Origin of the sequence: Neobacillus niacini (assembly GCF_036961885.1) — a bacterium.
GTDB classification, from domain to species: Bacteria; Bacillota; Bacilli; order Bacillales; family Cytobacillaceae; genus Neobacillus; species Neobacillus niacini_H.
In genome coordinates, this window is record NZ_JBALNQ010000001.1 from 229,537 (window position 1) to 247,526 (window position 17,990).

The following is a 17,990-nucleotide window of genomic DNA, read 5'->3' on the forward strand; positions in this document are numbered from 1 at the left end:
AAATCAACAGCCAAGTTTAACACAGCCTATTTGATTAGTTTAACCACGGTTAAATAAAATAAAAATGTGATACAATTTATAGTAAATAATTGCTTTACGAAAGGATCATAAATGAACTTATTATTTATTGGAGATGTTGTAGGCTCGCCAGGCCGGGATATGGTTAAAGAATACGTACCAAAGATAAAAGAAAAATATCGACCCAATTTCACGGTTATTAATGGTGAAAATGCTGCAGGCGGCAGGGGGATTACTGAGAAAATCTACAGAGAGTTTTTGGGAGCAGGGGCACAGGCTGTGACACTCGGAAACCATTCATGGGATAACAAGGAGATTTTTGAATTTATCGAAACCGCAAAGAATATGGTGCGGCCTGCGAATTTTCCTGAAGGAACTCCTGGCAAAGGACTAGCATTCTTCAAAGTAAATGACATAGAAGTTGCTGTAATCAATTTACAAGGTAGAACGTTTATGCCTCCTTTAGATTGCCCTTTTAAGAAAGCAGATGAATTAGTGGAATTGGCTCAGGCACGAACACCTTTTATATTTGTAGATTTTCATGCAGAAGCAACTAGTGAAAAACTGGCAATGGGCTGGTATTTAGATGGAAGAGTTTCTGCTGTCATTGGAACACATACACATGTACAAACAGCAGATAGCCGGGTACTGCCTAACGGAACAGGTTATTTAACCGATGTTGGGATGACAGGTCCATATGATGGAATTCTAGGTATGGAGAGGGAAGCTGTCATCACTAAGTTTCTAACAAGCCTCCCTGTAAGATTTGAAGTCCCAAAAACCGGACGAAGCCAGCTTAGTGGTGTATATCTAGAACTTGATAGGAAAACTGGTAAATGTAAAAAAATGGAGCGCATCCTAATTAATGAAGATAATCCTTGGTATTCCTAACCTTCCACTCTGGAGGGTTTTTCTTTTTTGTAGATAAATAAACACTTTTTTTGTCCAAGCCGGAATATGTCATTTATAGAATGAATATAGTAGCAGTGGAAACTTATATACCTGATTTGCTCATGAAACTGCTCATGCCAAGGATCGGGACTATACAAGGGGGAGCTAGGAATGGAAATATTAAAAGTTTCAGCAAAATCTAATCCTAATTCTGTAGCTGGTGCACTTGCTGGAGTTCTGCGTGAAAGAGGTGCTGCAGAAATACAGGCAATTGGTGCAGGTGCATTGAATCAAGCTGTTAAGGCAGTAGCGATTGCAAGAGGATTTGTAGCACCTAGCGGAGTTGATTTGATTTGTATCCCTGCGTTCACTGATATTAAAATTGACGGTGAAGAGCGCACGGCTATAAAGCTTATTGTTGAACCGAGATGAAAGAGATAGAATCAAACATGTGAAATTAGATTGAAATAAGCTACTATTTACCTGCTTAACTTTAAGCAGGTATTTTTATGCTTTTAAAATTTCAAGGATAATATTATTCTAGAATAAATGAAACCGTTTTCTTTGATAGAATAATAGGTAAATAAATTTATTTAGATTGATTAAAAAAGGCGTTATACTGGGTTTTTTGAGCGTATCTTGGAAATCTAATAAATGTCAATTTTTGAATTATAAAAAAATATTCATATTTTAGACAATATTTTATCTGAAAGGGTTGCATTTTTTTGTTTTGAGGTCTAGAATTGTAAGCGTTTAGTACATCTATTGACTCATATTATTTGGTCTTTAAAGCATTATAGGCTAAATTCTAGTGAATTACTCGGAAAAGTGCTAAACTATAAGCGATTTAAAAAATATATTTTTTACATATCCAAAGGGGTGTAAGTCATGATCAATCAACTTTCGTGGAAAGTTGGCGGACAACAAGGGGAAGGTATTGAAAGTACAGGGGAAATATTTGCTATTGCATTGAATCGTCTCGGTTATTACTTGTATGGTTATCGTCACTTTTCATCTCGTATTAAAGGTGGTCATACTAACAACAAGATCAGAGTAAGTACGACAGAAGTTCGTTCAATCTCAGATGATCTTGATATTCTTGTAGCATTTGACCAAGAAACAATTGATGTAAACTACAAAGAATTGCATGCTAAAGGGGTAATCCTAGCGGATGCAAAGTTTTCACCAAAGAAACCGGAAGATACTCAAGCTTCATTGTATGCGGTTCCATTCACTGAAATAGCTACTGAATTAGGAACATCCCTAATGAAAAACATGGTAGCCATTGGTGCGACTTCTGCAGTATTGGATCTTGATATCCATGTATTTGAAGAAGTAGTTCAAGAGATTTTCGGTAAAAAAGGTGCTCAAGTAGTAGCGAAAAACATGGATGCAATTAAAGCTGGATTTGATTATATGAAAAAACAGCTTGTTGATGGCGCTGAAATTATGGAGCTAGAAAAAGCTGATGGCAAGAAGCGTATGTTTATGATTGGGAACGATGCAATTGCATTAGGCGCTGTTGCAGCAGGCTGTCGTTTTATGGCTGCTTACCCAATTACACCAGCTTCTGAAATAATGGAATATTTAATTAAAAAGCTTCCTGCACTTGGTGGAGCAGTTATTCAAACAGAAGATGAAATTGCTGCTTGTACAATGGCAATTGGTGCTAACTATGCGGGTGTTCGTACCATTACTGCATCTGCTGGTCCAGGCCTATCTTTGAAAATGGAAGCAATTGGTCTTTCGGGTATTACTGAAACTCCACTTGTTGTTGTTGATACGCAGCGTGGCGGTCCTTCTACTGGGTTGCCAACGAAGCAAGAACAATCAGATTTAATGGCGATGATCTACGGTACACACGGAGAAATCCCTAAAATCGTAATGGCACCAAGTACGGTAGAAGAAGCGTTCTATGACACTGCAGAGGCATTTAACCTTGCAGAAGAATACCAATGTCCTGTTATCATTCTTACAGACCTTCAACTATCATTAGGAAAGCAGACAGTTGAGCCTTTGGCAATGGATAAAGTTGAAATTAGACGCGGTAAGCTCGTTACAAATGAAATTCCTGAAATTGAAAACAAAGGATATTTCAAACGTTATGAAGTTACCAGTGATGGAGTTTCTCCTCGGGTAATACCTGGTATGAAAAATGGTATCCACCATGTAACAGGTGTTGAACATGATGAAACTGGAAAACCATCAGAATCTGCTGTAAATCGAGTTGCCCAAATGGACAAGCGATTCCGTAAAATAGAAAATATTCGTTTCAAAACACCAGTTTATAAAAATACGAAGCATGAAGATGCAGACGTTTTACTAGTTGGTTTTAACTCAACTAGAGGTGTAATTGAGGAAGCTATGGTGCGTTTGGAAAATGAGGGATTGAAAGTAAATCATGCTCAAATTCGATTAATTCACCCATTCCCAACAGACGAAGTACTGCCACTTGTTCGTTCAGCAAAGAAAGTAGTTGTTGTTGAAAACAATGCAACTGGTCAATTGGCGAACATTATGAAAATGAATGTTGGTCATGCTGAAAAGATTATTAAACATTTAAAATATGACGGTAATCCGTTCTTACCACACGAAGTATATACAAAATGTAAGGAGTTGTTCTAAACATGGCCACTTTTAAAGACTTTAGAAATAATGTAAAACCGAACTGGTGCCCTGGCTGTGGCGACTTCTCTGTACAAGCGGCAATGCAACGTGCAGCAGCGAATGTAGGTCTAGAGCCTGAAAACTTAGCTGTTATTTCTGGTATTGGATGTTCGGGTCGTATTTCTGGATACATTAATTCATATGGCTTCCATGGAATTCATGGACGTTCATTACCAATCGCGCAAGGTGTAAAAATGGCAAACCGTGATTTAACTGTTATCGCTTCTGGTGGTGATGGTGACGGCTTTGCAATTGGTATGGGTCATACTATTCATGCCATCCGTAGAAATATCGACATTACTTACGTTGTAATGGATAACCAAATCTATGGATTGACGAAGGGACAAACGTCTCCACGTTCTGCAGCAGGTTTTAAAACAAAATCAACTCCAATGGGTTCGGTTGAACAAGCAATTTCACCGATGGAAATGGCGTTGACTGCTGGGGCAACATTTGTTGCTCAAAGCTTTTCTACTGATTTAAAAGACCTAACTGCTTTAATTGAAGCTGGTATTAAACATAAAGGATTCTCTTTAATCAACGTCTACAGTCCTTGTGTAACGTATAATAAAGTGAATACCTATGACTGGTTTAAAGAAAACCTTACAAAATTAAGCGATATTGAAGGTTATGATCCTTCAAATCGTGAAGACGCAATGCAAACGCTAATGAAACATAATGGCTTAGTTACAGGTCTTATTTATCAAAACACGGAGAGAAAGTCTTACCAAGAATTAATTTCTGGTTACGCTGAAGCTCCTTTGGCTCAAGCAGACTTAAATCTTGATCAGAATTATTTTGATAAATTAGTTGGCGAATTTATGTAATAGCAATTGGAAGAATCCCGTAGTATACTGCTACGGGATTTTTTATTGTTTTCAAGCCTTTTAACCGTTATACTATTATAATGTGCAGGAGTGTGTTAGTATGCTTTCTTATACACTAGTACAGGGGAAAAATTACCTTTAAAAATATTCATAGACAAATGTTCAAATTGTTCGAAAGGAGATTTTAACGCATGAATGAAAAACAACGTTTAGAAGCTCAACAAATCGATACTGCTAATTCTTCGGACAAAAAATCCGCCAAGGATTACAGCAAGTATTTTGAGCAAGTAATCACCGCACCTTCTTTAAAAGATGCTAAAAAGCGTGGGAAAGAAGAAGTAAAGTATCATAACGATTTCTCCATTCCTGAAGAATTTCGCGGCATGGGAGAAGGCCGTAAATTCTATATTCGCACGTATGGCTGTCAAATGAATGAACATGATACAGAGGTGATGGCAGGGATCTTTTTGGCGTTGGGATATGAGCCAACAGATTCCACAGAGGATGCCAATGTTATTCTCCTTAATACATGTGCAATTCGCGAGAATGCTGAAAACAAAGTGTTTGGTGAACTAGGACATTTAAAGCATTTGAAGTTGGAAAAGCCAGATTTATTAATAGGTGTATGTGGATGTATGTCACAGGAAGAATCCGTAGTTAACAAGATTCTAAAAACCTATAATCAAGTTGACATGATTTTTGGTACGCATAACATCCACCGGTTGCCCAATATTTTACATGATGCCTACATGTCTAAAGAAATGGTTGTTGAAGTATGGTCTAAAGAAGGTGACGTCATTGAAAACCTTCCAAAAGTAAGACGCGGCAACATTAAGGCATGGGTAAACATCATGTACGGTTGTGATAAATTCTGTACGTACTGTATCGTACCTTTTACTCGTGGGAAGGAACGAAGCCGTCGTCCTGAGGAAATTATTCAGGAAGTACGTCAATTAGCAGCACAAGGATACCAAGAGGTCACTTTATTAGGGCAAAATGTAAATGCATATGGAAAAGATCTAGAGGATAGTAACTATGGACTTGGCGAGCTGATGAGTGAGCTGCGCAAAATTGATATCCCACGGATTCGTTTCACAACAAGCCATCCTCGTGACTTTGATGATCGATTAATTGAAGTTCTTGCCCAAGGTGGTAACCTAATGGATCATATCCATTTACCAGTTCAATCAGGTTCAACGGACGTATTGAAAATTATGGCTCGTAAATACACAAGAGAACAATATTTAGAGCTTGTAAGAAAAATCAAAGCGGCCATTCCAAATGTTGCTTTAACGACCGATATTATCGTTGGTTATCCTAATGAAACGGATGAACAGTTTGAAGAAACAATGTCCCTCTACCGTGAAGTGGGGTATGAATTGGCTTATACATTTATTTATTCTCCACGTGAAGGAACGCCTGCAGCTAAAATGGAGGATAACGTTCCAATGGAAGTGAAAAAAGCACGCTTGCAGCGTTTGAACGCTCTTGTGAACGAGCTTTCTTTAGAAGCAATGAAAAAACATGAGGGTCAAATCCTAGATGTTCTTGTTGAAGGGGAAAGCAAGAACAATCCTGATGTCTTAGCAGGATACACAACTAGGAGCAAGCTTGTAAATTTTGTAGCTCCTAAATCTGCCATTGGCAAGATAGTTAAGGTGAGAATTACTGGCGCAAAAACATGGTCATTAAATGGAGAAATGGTAGAAGAATTAGAACCAATAGAGGTGAAATAAGTGGCAAAGTATACAAAAGATGATATCATCGCTCGTGCACAAGAATTAGCTCATATGATTGCAGATACTGACGAAGTTGATTTCTTTAAACGCGCAGAAGCGCAAATTCACGTAAATCCAAAGGTTAGTACATTAATTTCAGATATTAAGGGATTGCAAAAGCAGGCAGTTAACCTGCAGCATTACGGAAAACCAGAAGCTTTGAAAAAAGTGGAAGATAAAATTGCTTCTATTGAGCAGGAACTTGACGATATTCCTGTTGTTCAGGAATTCAAGCAGTCTCAAATAGATGTAAATGAATTGCTTCAGTTAATCGCAACTACAATCTCTAATAAGGTTACAGATGTCATTATTGAATCAACAGGTGGAGACGTATTACGCGGCGAAACAGGTGCAAGTTTGCAAAATGGCGGTTCATGCGGAAACCACGACGACCATGACCATGAGCATTAATTAAAGTAAGCTAGGCTTTTTATAAGCCTGGCTTTTTTTTGTCTTCTTTTTAAAAATCCTCGATAACTAAAGTACTTGCCTAATTGGAACCTACATTAAACTCCTGCATAAAATGAATTATGACTAAACTTTTAACCAGTATTCACAGAAATATTTCTCACACTAGTCTATAATCTTGCATACGATGAAATGAAAATGAATGAGGAGGGTTCGCGCGAAATGGGAGAATACAGAGAGATAATTACGAAGGCCGTAGTAGCGAAAGGGCGTAAATTCACCCAGTCCAATCATACGATTAGCCCGGCACATAGTCCAACAAGCATACTTGGATGTTGGATTATCAACCATAAATACAACGCGAAAAAAGTCGGCAAAACGGTAGAGATACACGGTTCGTATGACATCAACGCTTGGTATTCATATAATGATAATACCAGAACTGAAGTAGTTACCGAAAAGGTTCAATACTGTGATGTCATTAAGTTAAAGTATCGTGACCATGATTGCTTAGATGACAATGAGATTTGCGCTAAAGTACTACAGCAGCCTAATTGTTGTGAAGCAGTTATCTCCCCAAATGGCAATCGGATCATTGTCCATGTTGAAAGGGAATTCCTAGTGGAAGTCATAGGCGAAACGAAAGTATGTGTCGCTATTAATCCACATGGCTGCAAAGACGATGACGATGATTGGGGAATGGATGTTGACGATGAAGAATTCGAGGAGTTAAATCCAGATTTCTTACTCGGAGTCGAAGAAGAATAAACATACTAGGAAGTCTTTACTTCCTAGTTTTTTCTTTTTTAACAATATATAATAATCATTAAGATTACCATGTATGATATAAATAAAAAATCAGCAAGATATTTTTAGGAGGTGTCAATAAAATGGAACCTAGACAACCTGGAAATAGCAAACTACCTGATTTTGAACAATTAAACGACAGATTGATTGCTGAGCAGCCCTCACAACCTCATTTAATTATTAAGACAAACCTTGACCCACAGGATTCTACAGAAAACAACCCTTATTATCAAGGGAAAGAAACAAGTAATCCGAAAGCCTTTAAAGATTATTTTGAAGAGTAAAAGCCAGGATCCCCTGGCTTTTTGTGTGGCTATTTTTTCCACAAAATCAAGAAGATTTTCTCTATTCTTGATGGATATCGGACTGTATACTTAACTAATGAGAGGTGTATACATGAAAATTGAGAAATACATAAAATTAATTGAAAATGAACTACTGCCACACATCAACCTTTCAACGGAAGGTCCATTTGATCCCATTATTGTAAAAAATTCTTCGAATACTTGGAAAACAATTGGGAGTGGGAATTATGCAGGTGTATTTCTCCATCAGTCCAATCCTAAGTGGGTTGTAAAGGTGTATGGAAGAAAACCAGAGGATTTAATTAAAGAAGTGGATGTTTATAATAAATTGGGCCATCATGAATGTTTTTCTCACCTCATTGACCATGAAGAAAATTATTTGATTTTAAAAAGGATTGAGGGTATTAACTTGTTCGATGCCGTTGTTAAGGGAATACCCATTCCTGAGTCTGTTATTAATGATGTGGATGAGGGAATCGCCTATGCTCGATCAGTGGGACTCAACCCGTATGATGTTCATGGGAAAAATGTGGTGATGAGCGGTGGAAGGGGATATATCGTTGATGTTTCAGATTTTTATAAGCAGGGTAAATGCCGGAAGTGGGATGACCTGAAAAAAGCCTATCAGAAAATTTACCTGCCATTTCTTTATAAATTTCATCCGCCTATCCCTTTCTTTATTGTAAACAGTGTCAGAAAAGGGTATCGTCTATATCGAAAAATAAAAAGGGGAAATATATAATCCATATATTCCCCTTTAATATTATTGATTGGCAGATTGAAAATGAACCATAAATTCACTAAAAGCCTTACACGTTTCAAATGGAACGGCGTTGTAGGTAGATGCACGGCAGCCTCCAACAGAACGGTGTCCGTTTACTCCTACAAATCCTTCTATCTTTGCTTCTGCTAAGAATTTTTTCTCCAAATCTTCATCACTTACTCGGAAGGTAATGTTCATTAGTGAACGACTCTCAACTTCAGCATGACCAACATAAAATCCACTGCTTTGGTCAATAGCGTCATAAATTAGTTTGGCCTTTTCCTCGTTCCGTTCGCTAAGAGCATGTATTCCGCCTAAATCTTTAATCCAGCTTAAAACTTCACCAAGCATATAAATTCCAAATGTCGGAGGAGTATTATATAGAGAGTTATTTTTTGCGTGTGTGCTATACTTTAGCATGGTTGGAATTGCCGGATTACCTTTTTCAATCATATCCTTGCGAATGATCGCGACTGTAACACCAGACGGTCCAAGATTTTTTTGGGCTCCTGCGTATAGTAAAGAGAATTTATTAACATCAATCGGCTTCGATAAAATATCACTAGACATATCCGCGATTAATGGTACATCCCCTGTATCTGGGAAGTCCCTCCATTGAGTACCATAAATCGTATTATTGGATGTGAGATGGATATAAGCATCAGTTGGATTGTATCGCAGCTCATCAAATTTAGGGATGCGACGATATTGACCTTCCTGGGTGCTAGCAACATGATACGGATCCCCGAATAATTTAGCCTCGGAAAAAGCCTTTTCAGACCAAGAACCAGTCATTATGTAGCCTGCTTTTTCTCCCGGCTTTAAATAATTCATAGGAACCATTGAAAACTGAAGACTGCCCCCTCCTTGCAAAAACAGAACCTCATAATCCTCTGGAATCGATAACAATTCTTTTAAAAGTGCAATGGCATGATTATGTACCTCTTCATAAACGGCACTACGGTGGCTAAGCTCCATAACGGACATACCAGTACCACGGAAATCCACAAGTTCCTCTTTGGCTTTTTCAAGAACAGTAAGCGGAAGAGCAGATGGACCGGCATTAAAATTATAGGCACGCTGTTTTAGTGAATTCATTTTCTCACTCCCATTTTCATTTATTTGAATATAACATATTTTCTTGCATTTTAAATCAAATTAATTTACTTGGAGGCGTTTATATTTCAAAAAACTCAAAATATATAAATTTCAAGGTTCTATCCTAACAAAAATCATTCAAAGAGTTAGATTATGAAGAGTTTAAAAATTAATTAGCTAAAAAACATTAGAAATTCGGTTTATTTTTTATTTTAAGAGTGAAATTGTGTAAATAACTATTCGGAAAATAATAAATATTATGAATATATTGACAAGTATTTTATACGACTGTAGAATTACAGTTAGTAAAAGGAAGTGCCTTTTTTACGATTTTTACCGGTAAAATCGTAAAAAGTAGAAAAGTAAAATTATAGTTTGAGTAGAACTACATTTTAACTGTTGTTGCTTGCAGGCCACAAGCTCAGCAGAAGTATTATTCTTTAAATTATTGAAAACGATTACAAAAATTCTTTTGCGAACTAAAAACGAATACAAGGGGGATACAAATGGCAAAAAATATCAGTAGAAATATGCTTAAATTTTTGGTCGTCATTCTAGCCTTCCAAGATGTTGCAGCTGGAGTAGCTGGATCCATCATGGCTGACATTATTAAGGCATTCCCAGACTATGATCCGACAATTGTCATGCTGGTAGCGACTTTTCCTGGTCTAATACAAATCATCCCTGCTCTCTTTTATGGAAAGCTTACAAAAGCGTTTAAAAAGAAAACGCTTTTGTTCATCGGCTTGACCTTATTCATAATAGGTGGAACGCTGCCTACTTTTATTGATAGCCTTCCATTAATTATTGCGATGAGAGGTCTTTTAGGCCTAGGTGTTGGAATTACCATGCCATTATCGGTAGATGTCATTACAGATTTCTTTGATGGTAGAGAAAGAGATTTCTTGATTGGTTTCGGGACTTCTACGGTAGCGTGTATTGGGGCAATTTTCTTCCAATTAGGAGGTGGAATTTTAGCCGATTCCTTTGGCTGGCAGTATGGGTTCTTAACATATCTTTTCCCGATTTGGATTTTAGTGATAACCCTCCTATATTTACCTGAACCTGAGAAAAAGCAGGCACCAAAAGCTGAACATGCTAACGTAAAGGTAAAATTCCCAAAAGCAATCTATTGGGTATGTTTAGGGCAAGTTGTATACTCTGCTATGATTTTTGGTTATGTAACCAATATTTCTGTTGTCATTCAAGGAGACCAGTTAGGTAATGCTACAGAAGCGGGAATGGCTATCTCAGTGTTTACCTTTGGTACTCTGATCGCAGGATTTCTATTTGGGAAAATCAAACATGTGCTTCCAACCTTTTATCTACCTGTGGGTGTTTTGGTAACAGGAATAGGGATGGCAGTTTGTTATTTCTCACCAACGTTGACGATGATTTTTGTTGGCAGTATTATCGGTGGGTTTGCGATGGGAATTGGACTCCCTGGGGTTTTTACAAAGGTTTCTGAACTTACTCCAGTAGGTGCTCCGCCAGCAGTTGGCTTAGTAGTCGTTGGTCAAGGATTAGGCGGCATCTTAGGTCCGTTTGGATTTCAAGTTGTCCAAAATATTTTTAACCAAGATATCGGCAGGTTTCCATTGGCTGTCAGTGCAATTGGCTTAATAATCTTAGCTGTCATTTGGGCAATCGCCGTAAAGAAACCAACAAAAGGTATCGAGGCAACTTTAAATCATTAACGGAAAAAAGGGTGTTACAGAGGAATTTTGTAACATCCTTTTTTTATTGTGAAGGGTTTTATAAAACAACCAAATCAGAATTTAAAAAATATTTAGAATTTGTTGACAAATAGGAATGCTGTAAGTAAAATTATAGTTAGTTATTGAAAGCGCTTTTTTAGTGGTGTTTTCACTATTATTAAAGTGGTAATACGGAATCTGAAATTTCAGTAAGGGGAAAACAAACTTTTTATCATATTTTATAAAGTGAGGTATTTAGGAATGACAGGAGTTGTTACTCGGAAGATTCAAACTGGAAACTATCAAACATTCATTAATCAAGGTGGCGATCCTTCCTCTGAAACGATTATTTTTCTACATGGAAGCGGACCAGGGGTAAGTGCACAGTCAAATTGGCAGGAAATTCTTCCGCATTTTCAGGGGAAGTATCATGTAGTAGCACCAGATATCTACGGATTTGGAAATACAGATCATCCAGAAACCTACCCGAAAAATGGGGCGGAATGGATGAACATTAGGGTAAAACAAGTAATTGAGCTTATGGATGCGTTAGAAATTGACAAAGCACATTTAGTTGGGAATTCCCTAGGAGGTGTGATTGCACTCCACCTTTTAATGTACGCTCCAGAAAGGTTCGAACGAGTGGTATTGATGGGAGCAGGAGGCGGTTTAACCGAACCAACCCCAGAACTTGCGAAACTAGCAAACTTCCATAAGGATCCAGACCCAGTTGCGTTTAAAAATTTATTAAGCTGGTTCCTATTCGATAAAAGTATTCTTGAAGATAAACTTGAGAACATTGTATCTGAGCGTTTAGAGCTTTTTTTAAGACCTGATGTTCGTAAATCCTATGAAGAAAATTTCTCAAAGTCGCAATTGTCCGATATGCTAGTACCTCCATCTGCGCTTAAGCAAATGGATCAAGAAATTTTACTTATTCATGGGCATCAAGATCGATTTGTACCGTTACAAAGCAGTTTATATGTAATGGATTATTTGCCAAATGCACAGCTTCATATTTTCAAACGGTGTGGGCATTGGGCACAAGTAGAGCAAAAGGACAGATTTATTAAACTAACATCAGATTTTTTCAACGGTGAAATATAAGCGGATCAAACTTGTTAATATACCGTTGATTCCCTTAAGTTTGTGCGAGGGATAGATGACAATAAGAGAATCGAAGGTGTATATAGTATGAAAATAGATTTAGCGTATCGTTTTATTAAAAGACATATTCTCGAGGGTACATGGGAACCTGAATCAGCCATTAATGTGAATGAAATTACAGCCACTTTGAACATAAGCAGAACACCGGTTCACAAGGCATTAGCCAAACTTGAACAGGAAGGATTTCTTTCGATTATTCCGCAAGTAGGTGTATTTGTTAAACGGCCAGAGAAAGATGATGTAATAGAACGTTTATTAGTTTGTGCCAATCTGGATGCCTTAATGACAGAGCACGCAGCAGAAAAACTCACCGAAGAAGAACTTTCCTATATGAAAGAAATCCTGACAACGATGGATAATCCGGATATTTCAGAAGATGAATATTCCTCACTTAATATTGAGTTTCATCGGACGATTTATGAAGCATCGAAATTAACCTACGCATTAAGTCTTGCTAAACAACTATGGGATTACCTGAATTATGTTGGAAATCCAACAGTACTATTTTCAAAGGATAGAAGAAAACAATCGCAAGCAGAACACTGGCTGATTTACTATACACTAAAAGAAAAGGACTCTAAATTAGCTAAAAATCTAATGGAAAGACATTTACTTCGGGTTGCCGAAGCAGTAAGCGTTAACCAGACAGTAGATTCCAATCATCCTATGTATAACTAGAATGTGGTATAAGATCAAAGTTTAGCCACTATGATGGCAGGAGGTAATGATATGGAACAAAGTGTATTGGAAACAAAAAATGAATTGGTAGAAAGAGCTAGGGCTCTTATTCCAAAACTAAGAGAGTACAGCGATGACATTGATAAGAATAGTAGAATTCCAGATGAAATTATTGAGGATTTAAAGAATCAAGGTCTTTTGAAGGTATTAAGACCTCATATGTTCGGCGGTTACCAAACCAATATGAGAGCATTTACGGAAGTGGTTACGGAAATATCACGTGGAAACGGTTCTGCAGGCTGGTTTGTATGCCTAAGTAATATTCGTGATTATATGATTTCTTACACTTTTGGCGAAAAAGCACTGAACGAAATCTACAATACCGATAAAGATGTTGTTTTGGCTGGAAATTTCAAACCAATTAAATGTGATATTAAAAAAGTTGACGGTGGCTATTATATTGAAGAAGCCCAATGGCCGTTTGTTTCCGGAAGCCCTCATGCAGATTGGTGTTACTTTGGTTTTCCATTAGTAAATGAAGATGGCGGAATGGAAATGGCGATTATGGTTATTCCGCAGGAGGAACTTGAAGTATTAGATGACTGGAATGTTATGGGGTTAAAGGGATCGGGCAGTAATAGCTGTAGAGTTCGAAATGTTTTTGTTCCGGAACACCGAGTGTCGTTGGATCGGTTAGCAAGCAAAGGTCATTACTTAATCGAACCGCTAAAGGATGTTGCCTTGTACCGTTCATCTTTTGTTCCATCACTTACGCTATCCATTGTAGGTCCTGCATTAGGCCTGGCTCAGGCTGCTATGGATCTCTATATGGAAAGGCTTCCTAAAGCTGGAATTGGAAATACCTTTTATCAAAAACAAAGTGAAGCTCCAATCACACATCACCAGGTAGCTCAAGCGCAATTGAAAATTGATTCTGCTGAATTGCATTTATACCGTGCAGTAGATAAAATCGATTCCTTTGCTGCACGCGGCGAAGTTATGGATACGGCAGAAATTGTAAAAGTAAAGGCGGATTTTGGTTATGTCAATCAGTTGTGTAAAGAAGCGATTGACCTATTAGTCGCTGGGGTTGGCTCAGTGTTTGCCTACAATAAAAATCCTATTCAATTAGTCTATCGTGACTTTTTTGCCATGCATCTCCATGGTTTTATTACACCATCAAGCTTAATCGAAACATATGGAAGAGTATTGTGCGGTCAAGAACCGAATACTTATTTTGTTTAACTTGGAATGTAAGGGCTTTCTGTTATCCGAATATTAAAAATATAAAGGAGGAAAATACATGAGTTTACCAGAGCTTTCAAAGTTAGGACATGTGGCGTTAGTTTCCGCAGATTTAGAAAAATCACTATGGTTTTTTAAAGAGTTAATTGGACTAGAAGAAACAGAAGTCGTAAACGGAACACATTATCTACGGGCATGGGGAGATTTTGAACATCACACGCTTTCGATTACCGCTGGAGAAAAGTCTTATGTGGATCATATTGCCTGGCGAACAAAGCGTCCGGAAGATGTAGAACAATTTGCACTTTTGCTTGAAGAAGCCGGTACCGAAGTAAACTGGATTGAAGCTGGAGTGGAAGCAGGACAAGGGGTTGCGATTCGTTTTAAATTGCCGAGCGAACATCGTTTTGAAATTTATTACGATATGGAAAAAACACTAGCCGACCCATCCAGGCGATCTGTGTTAAAAAATCAGACCTATAAGTCTTGGGCTCGGGGCGTTTCACCTAGAAGAATTGATCATGTAAACATTCTCTCATCATTAAAGGCAAATGAAATTTCTGATTTCCTAATGGAAAAATTAGGTTTCAAAATGAGAGAATGCGTAAAAGCACCTGATGAATCTTTAATTGGTGCTTGGTTAAGCGTTACACCATTGGTTCATGATATTGCAGTAAGTCATGACCCATTTTCACCATCAACCCATCAAATTCACCATTTGTCTTATTGGCTGGATAATGCCCAAGACCTACTTCGGGCCGCGGACATTTTAACGGAACACGGATTTAAGTTTAAAGGCCCTGGTAAACATGGTATCTCTCAAGCAATGTATTTATACGTTGTCGATCCAGGCAGTGGAGTACGCTTGGAAATATTCACGAACGGTTATTTAATTTTTGAGCCTGACTGGGAACCAATAGTATGGACGCTAGATGAAATGGATGTTGGCTTTACATTCTGGGGTGATCAAACAGACACGTTACCAGAAAACAATCCGACAATCGAAGCTTAAGAGGATAGTAGATTATTTTTATAGTAGCGGGAGGTTTTTAGGATGGATGATCGTCAATTTCGAACTGCAATGGGGAAATTTGCTACAGGTGTAACCGTAATTGCTACTGATGTCGATGGAGAGGTGCATGGGATGACAGCCAATGCTTTCATGTCCGTGTCACTTGATCCGAAGCTGGTGGTAATCTCGATTGGAGAAAAGGCCCGAATTCTTGAGAAGATTAAACAAAGCCAAACGTTTTCGGTCAATATTTTAGCAGCTAATCAACAGGAGCTTTCAATGATTTTTGCTGGACAGTTAAAGGAACACCGTGACGTGGAGTTTGACCGTCTTGATGGGAAACCCGTACTAAACGGAGCGGTTGCACAAATTGCCTGTGAGGTAGCCGCTGAACATCTTGAAGGCGATCACACGCTCTTCATTGGAAGAGTGACCGATATTCAGTTAGAAGATGCTGAACCACTCATTTTCTACAGTGGAAAATACCGAGCCTTAACAGAAGAAAAAATCGTAACGGCATGATCAACATAGCTGCCTTCAAGAAGTAAAAATACGCAAAAAAAGATTAGGACTCCTTGTATGTAAAAATGTAAGGAGTCTTTATTATAAAAAATTTTGGCTGGAAAAGGTGAGTTTATGAAGGATAACTCAGGCAATCTACTGGAACCAAACTACATAGAAGACGGAAATAAAAAAATTCTAACCACTGCCGGAGCCTTTGGATTATTACGTAAGGGCATAATCGGAAATTTAGGATTTAAGCGAGCAAAGGGGTTTTTGCTTCGTTACGGTTGGAGTTTGGGTGTCAGTGATGCTGAAGAAGCCATGTTAACAAGTACCTCAATTGATTATCTGATCAAACAAGCCTCCGTTCTCCATCTAGGCACTGGGCAAATTGGAGATATCCAGTCTGAAAGATTTATTGAATTAGTTGATTCAGATACTATAAAAACAATCAGTGGAAAAGGCAAGTGGATCCATTCTTTCGAAGCATATGAGCATCTTAGACATCATGGAAAATCAGCTACCCCTGTTTGTCATACATTAACCGGATATGCAAGCGGCTATATGTCTACGATTTGTAAAAAGAGTGTGATTGTAAAGGAAATTAGCTGTATCGCCAAAGGTGACCCTGAATGCTGCTTTGAGATGAAGCTCAAGGAGGATTGGGGCCAAGAAATTCAGGAAGAGCTCAAATTCTACCATGAAATCAATATTATTGAAGAATTAGAGTATACCTACGAGCAAGTGCTGGAACAACGCAATTATATCGATAAGGTGTCTAAATTTCATAAAAAATTAACGGAAAGTATTTCAAACGGAAGCAATTTGCAGGATATTGCTGATTCGACATTCGGTTTGTTAAAAATACCGATTTCAATCGAGGATTTAAGCTTTCAAAAAATTGTTTACTCGGGGTTGGAAGAAAGCGAATATGGCAGATTGAGTAAAGAACTGAAAGAGAGTTTACTTCGAAAAAGTAGAAAAAACAATAAAATACTTCCCCTTTTTAAAGAAACAACGAGGTTAAAAACAGAAAATCAGGAACGGCTGATCACTCCCATCATTGTACAAAAAAAGATAATTGGCTATTGTACATTTCTATATTTAAAAGATTCAGAGAAAAGCTCTGAGAATAATATTATGTTTATTGAGCGGGTAGCAAATGCAGCGTCTTTATACCTTTTAAATGAAAAGACGAGCTTTGAAGCGCTTGAAAAAATGAAAGGATTTTTTTTAGAGCAAATATTAAAGGGACAATATTCCTCTCGAGAGGAAATCATCAATCGTGGCCGTTATATGGGCGTGGATCTTGAAACTCCCTTTTTTATTGCAGCAATTGACTATAAAGAGAAGGGTACGTCCGTTAAAGATAGCAAAGATGACTATGACCAAATCTTAGAATCTATGGCTAAGTACCTTGACATTCAGGGATATAAAGCACTCATTGGTCAATATGAAGGTAAAATCATTATGCTGATTCCTGAGTTATCAAACATATTACCTAATATGGAAAAAATTCTAAAACATATTGAAATAACCCGTTCCTCTTACAAATATAAAATTGGAATTAGTGACAAATCTGAAGGGATTGAACATGTTTTGGATTGTTTGGATGAATCTCTAATCAGCCTGAGAATGTCCACGGAGAAGAAAATTATTCATTTTAAAGATTTGGGAATCGTTGGTATCTTAATTAATTCAAAAAATGTTAGCGGAATTAAGAAAATTGCCAATCAGGAATTAGGTCCACTTTATAAATTAGGTGAAGGCAAACAAAAAGAATTGCTGAAAACACTTTATGTTTTTTTGGCAAACGGTGGGAAACTTCAGCAAACGATGGATGATTTGTCTTTATCGATGAGTGGACTTATGTATCGGATTAACAAGATTGAAAATCTAATAAATAAGGATTTACGAGATTCAGCACAAAGTTATCAGTTACTGCTCATTCTAGATTCACTTTTAGCTTTGGGGGAGCTAGAAATATAGTGAAAAACCAATAAAAACCTACTAAAAACCAATAAAAGTTAAATAGTTAATAGTCTAGATAGAGATAACTTAATTTTCTAAAATCTAAATAACAACTAAAAATGTAAGGGATTTCAAAACAGAAAGTTTTCTAATA

17 protein-coding genes are annotated in these 17,990 nt (G+C 37.5%); 16 read left to right on the plus strand and 1 reads right to left on the minus strand.

Features of this window, described 5'->3' with window-relative positions; all coding sequences use genetic code 11:
* The first annotated feature begins 111 nt into the window (after positions 1–111).
* The 9 genes from V7124_RS01155 to V7124_RS01195 all read left to right on the plus strand — a co-directional run bounded on the left by V7124_RS01155 (position 112) and on the right by V7124_RS01195 (position 8,443).
* Positions 112–909 (plus strand): TIGR00282 family metallophosphoesterase, encoded by a 798-nt coding sequence (locus V7124_RS01155; protein WP_335413606.1) that lies wholly within the window; start codon positions 112–114, stop codon positions 907–909.
* 171 nt (positions 910–1,080) lie between these two features.
* Positions 1,081–1,341, plus strand: a complete 261-nt coding sequence (spoVS, locus tag V7124_RS01160; protein WP_026692408.1) for a stage V sporulation protein SpoVS — start codon at positions 1,081–1,083, stop codon at positions 1,339–1,341.
* Positions 1,342–1,797: 456 nt separating this feature from the next.
* Positions 1,798–3,534, plus strand: coding sequence for a 2-oxoacid:acceptor oxidoreductase subunit alpha (locus tag V7124_RS01165; RefSeq protein ID WP_335413595.1), 1,737 nt, complete (start codon positions 1,798–1,800; stop codon positions 3,532–3,534).
* Between the two features lie 2 nt (positions 3,535–3,536).
* Positions 3,537–4,403, plus strand: a complete 867-nt coding sequence (locus tag V7124_RS01170; protein WP_335413592.1) for a 2-oxoacid:ferredoxin oxidoreductase subunit beta — start codon at positions 3,537–3,539, stop codon at positions 4,401–4,403.
* A 191-nt stretch (positions 4,404–4,594) separates the two neighbouring features.
* Positions 4,595–6,139 carry a tRNA (N6-isopentenyl adenosine(37)-C2)-methylthiotransferase MiaB gene (gene miaB, locus V7124_RS01175; RefSeq protein WP_335413589.1) on the plus strand — a complete coding sequence of 515 codons (1,545 nt, stop codon included), beginning with the start codon at positions 4,595–4,597 and terminating at the stop codon, positions 6,137–6,139.
* Positions 6,140–6,592, plus strand: coding sequence for a RicAFT regulatory complex protein RicA family protein (locus V7124_RS01180; protein ID WP_335413587.1), 453 nt, complete (start codon positions 6,140–6,142; stop codon positions 6,590–6,592).
* Positions 6,593–6,811: 219 nt separating this feature from the next.
* Positions 6,812–7,357 carry an outer spore coat protein CotE gene (locus V7124_RS01185; protein WP_335485104.1) on the plus strand — a complete coding sequence of 182 codons (546 nt, stop codon included), beginning with the start codon at positions 6,812–6,814 and terminating at the stop codon, positions 7,355–7,357.
* A 122-nt stretch (positions 7,358–7,479) separates the two neighbouring features.
* Complete coding sequence (locus V7124_RS01190; protein WP_335413580.1) at positions 7,480–7,680, plus strand: hypothetical protein; 201 nt, start codon at positions 7,480–7,482, stop codon at positions 7,678–7,680.
* A gap of 112 nt (positions 7,681–7,792) precedes the next feature.
* Positions 7,793–8,443 (plus strand): serine/threonine protein kinase, encoded by a 651-nt coding sequence (locus V7124_RS01195; protein WP_335485107.1) that lies wholly within the window; start codon positions 7,793–7,795, stop codon positions 8,441–8,443.
* Between the two features lie 21 nt (positions 8,444–8,464).
* Here the strand turns inward: V7124_RS01195 and serC are convergent, their stop codons facing one another.
* A complete protein-coding gene (gene serC / locus V7124_RS01200; RefSeq protein WP_335485110.1) occupies positions 8,465–9,562 on the minus strand; it encodes a 3-phosphoserine/phosphohydroxythreonine transaminase in 1,098 nt (365 codons plus the stop codon).
* Between the two features lie 506 nt (positions 9,563–10,068).
* Between serC and V7124_RS01205 the strand changes: the two genes are divergently transcribed.
* From V7124_RS01205 to V7124_RS01235, 7 genes are all read left to right on the plus strand, one after another.
* The gene (locus V7124_RS01205; RefSeq protein ID WP_335485112.1) at positions 10,069–11,259 is read left to right on the plus strand and encodes an MFS transporter; all 1,191 of its coding nucleotides are present in this window, start codon (positions 10,069–10,071) and stop codon (positions 11,257–11,259) included.
* A 261-nt stretch (positions 11,260–11,520) separates the two neighbouring features.
* Positions 11,521–12,366 (plus strand): alpha/beta fold hydrolase, encoded by an 846-nt coding sequence (locus tag V7124_RS01210; RefSeq protein ID WP_335485115.1) that lies wholly within the window; start codon positions 11,521–11,523, stop codon positions 12,364–12,366.
* Between the two features lie 87 nt (positions 12,367–12,453).
* Complete coding sequence (locus V7124_RS01215) at positions 12,454–13,104, plus strand: GntR family transcriptional regulator (protein WP_335485118.1); 651 nt, start codon at positions 12,454–12,456, stop codon at positions 13,102–13,104.
* A gap of 51 nt (positions 13,105–13,155) precedes the next feature.
* Positions 13,156–14,349, plus strand: coding sequence for an acyl-CoA dehydrogenase family protein (locus V7124_RS01220; RefSeq protein WP_335485121.1), 1,194 nt, complete (start codon positions 13,156–13,158; stop codon positions 14,347–14,349).
* A gap of 58 nt (positions 14,350–14,407) precedes the next feature.
* Positions 14,408–15,361 (plus strand): VOC family protein, encoded by a 954-nt coding sequence (locus tag V7124_RS01225; protein ID WP_335485125.1) that lies wholly within the window; start codon positions 14,408–14,410, stop codon positions 15,359–15,361.
* A 42-nt stretch (positions 15,362–15,403) separates the two neighbouring features.
* Positions 15,404–15,883 carry a flavin reductase family protein gene (locus tag V7124_RS01230; protein ID WP_335485128.1) on the plus strand — a complete coding sequence of 160 codons (480 nt, stop codon included), beginning with the start codon at positions 15,404–15,406 and terminating at the stop codon, positions 15,881–15,883.
* A 114-nt stretch (positions 15,884–15,997) separates the two neighbouring features.
* A complete protein-coding gene (locus tag V7124_RS01235; protein ID WP_335413555.1) occupies positions 15,998–17,854 on the plus strand; it encodes a V4R domain-containing protein in 1,857 nt (618 codons plus the stop codon).
* Positions 17,855–17,990 lie beyond the last annotated feature (136 nt).

Bases quoted from the DNA above. Each gene is read 5' to 3' on its own strand.
- V7124_RS01235 (WP_335413555.1), top strand. From the start codon at position 15,998: ATGAAGGATAACTCAGGCAATCTACTGGAACCAAACTACATAGAAGAC.
- miaB (WP_335413589.1), top strand. From the start codon at position 4,595: ATGAATGAAAAACAACGTTTAGAAGCTCAACAAATCGATACTGCTAAT.
- V7124_RS01155 (WP_335413606.1), top strand. From the start codon at position 112: ATGAACTTATTATTTATTGGAGATGTTGTAGGCTCGCCAGGCCGGGAT.
- V7124_RS01215 (WP_335485118.1), top strand. From the start codon at position 12,454: ATGAAAATAGATTTAGCGTATCGTTTTATTAAAAGACATATTCTCGAG.
- V7124_RS01220 (WP_335485121.1), top strand. From the start codon at position 13,156: ATGGAACAAAGTGTATTGGAAACAAAAAATGAATTGGTAGAAAGAGCT.
- V7124_RS01230 (WP_335485128.1), top strand. From the start codon at position 15,404: ATGGATGATCGTCAATTTCGAACTGCAATGGGGAAATTTGCTACAGGT.
- V7124_RS01170 (WP_335413592.1), top strand. From the start codon at position 3,537: ATGGCCACTTTTAAAGACTTTAGAAATAATGTAAAACCGAACTGGTGC.
- spoVS (WP_026692408.1), top strand. From the start codon at position 1,081: ATGGAAATATTAAAAGTTTCAGCAAAATCTAATCCTAATTCTGTAGCT.
- serC (WP_335485110.1), bottom strand. From the start codon at position 9,562: ATGAATTCACTAAAACAGCGTGCCTATAATTTTAATGCCGGTCCATCT.
- V7124_RS01210 (WP_335485115.1), top strand. From the start codon at position 11,521: ATGACAGGAGTTGTTACTCGGAAGATTCAAACTGGAAACTATCAAACA.
- V7124_RS01195 (WP_335485107.1), top strand. From the start codon at position 7,793: ATGAAAATTGAGAAATACATAAAATTAATTGAAAATGAACTACTGCCA.
- V7124_RS01190 (WP_335413580.1), top strand. From the start codon at position 7,480: ATGGAACCTAGACAACCTGGAAATAGCAAACTACCTGATTTTGAACAA.
- V7124_RS01205 (WP_335485112.1), top strand. From the start codon at position 10,069: ATGGCAAAAAATATCAGTAGAAATATGCTTAAATTTTTGGTCGTCATT.
- V7124_RS01225 (WP_335485125.1), top strand. From the start codon at position 14,408: ATGAGTTTACCAGAGCTTTCAAAGTTAGGACATGTGGCGTTAGTTTCC.
- V7124_RS01165 (WP_335413595.1), top strand. From the start codon at position 1,798: ATGATCAATCAACTTTCGTGGAAAGTTGGCGGACAACAAGGGGAAGGT.
- V7124_RS01185 (WP_335485104.1), top strand. From the start codon at position 6,812: ATGGGAGAATACAGAGAGATAATTACGAAGGCCGTAGTAGCGAAAGGG.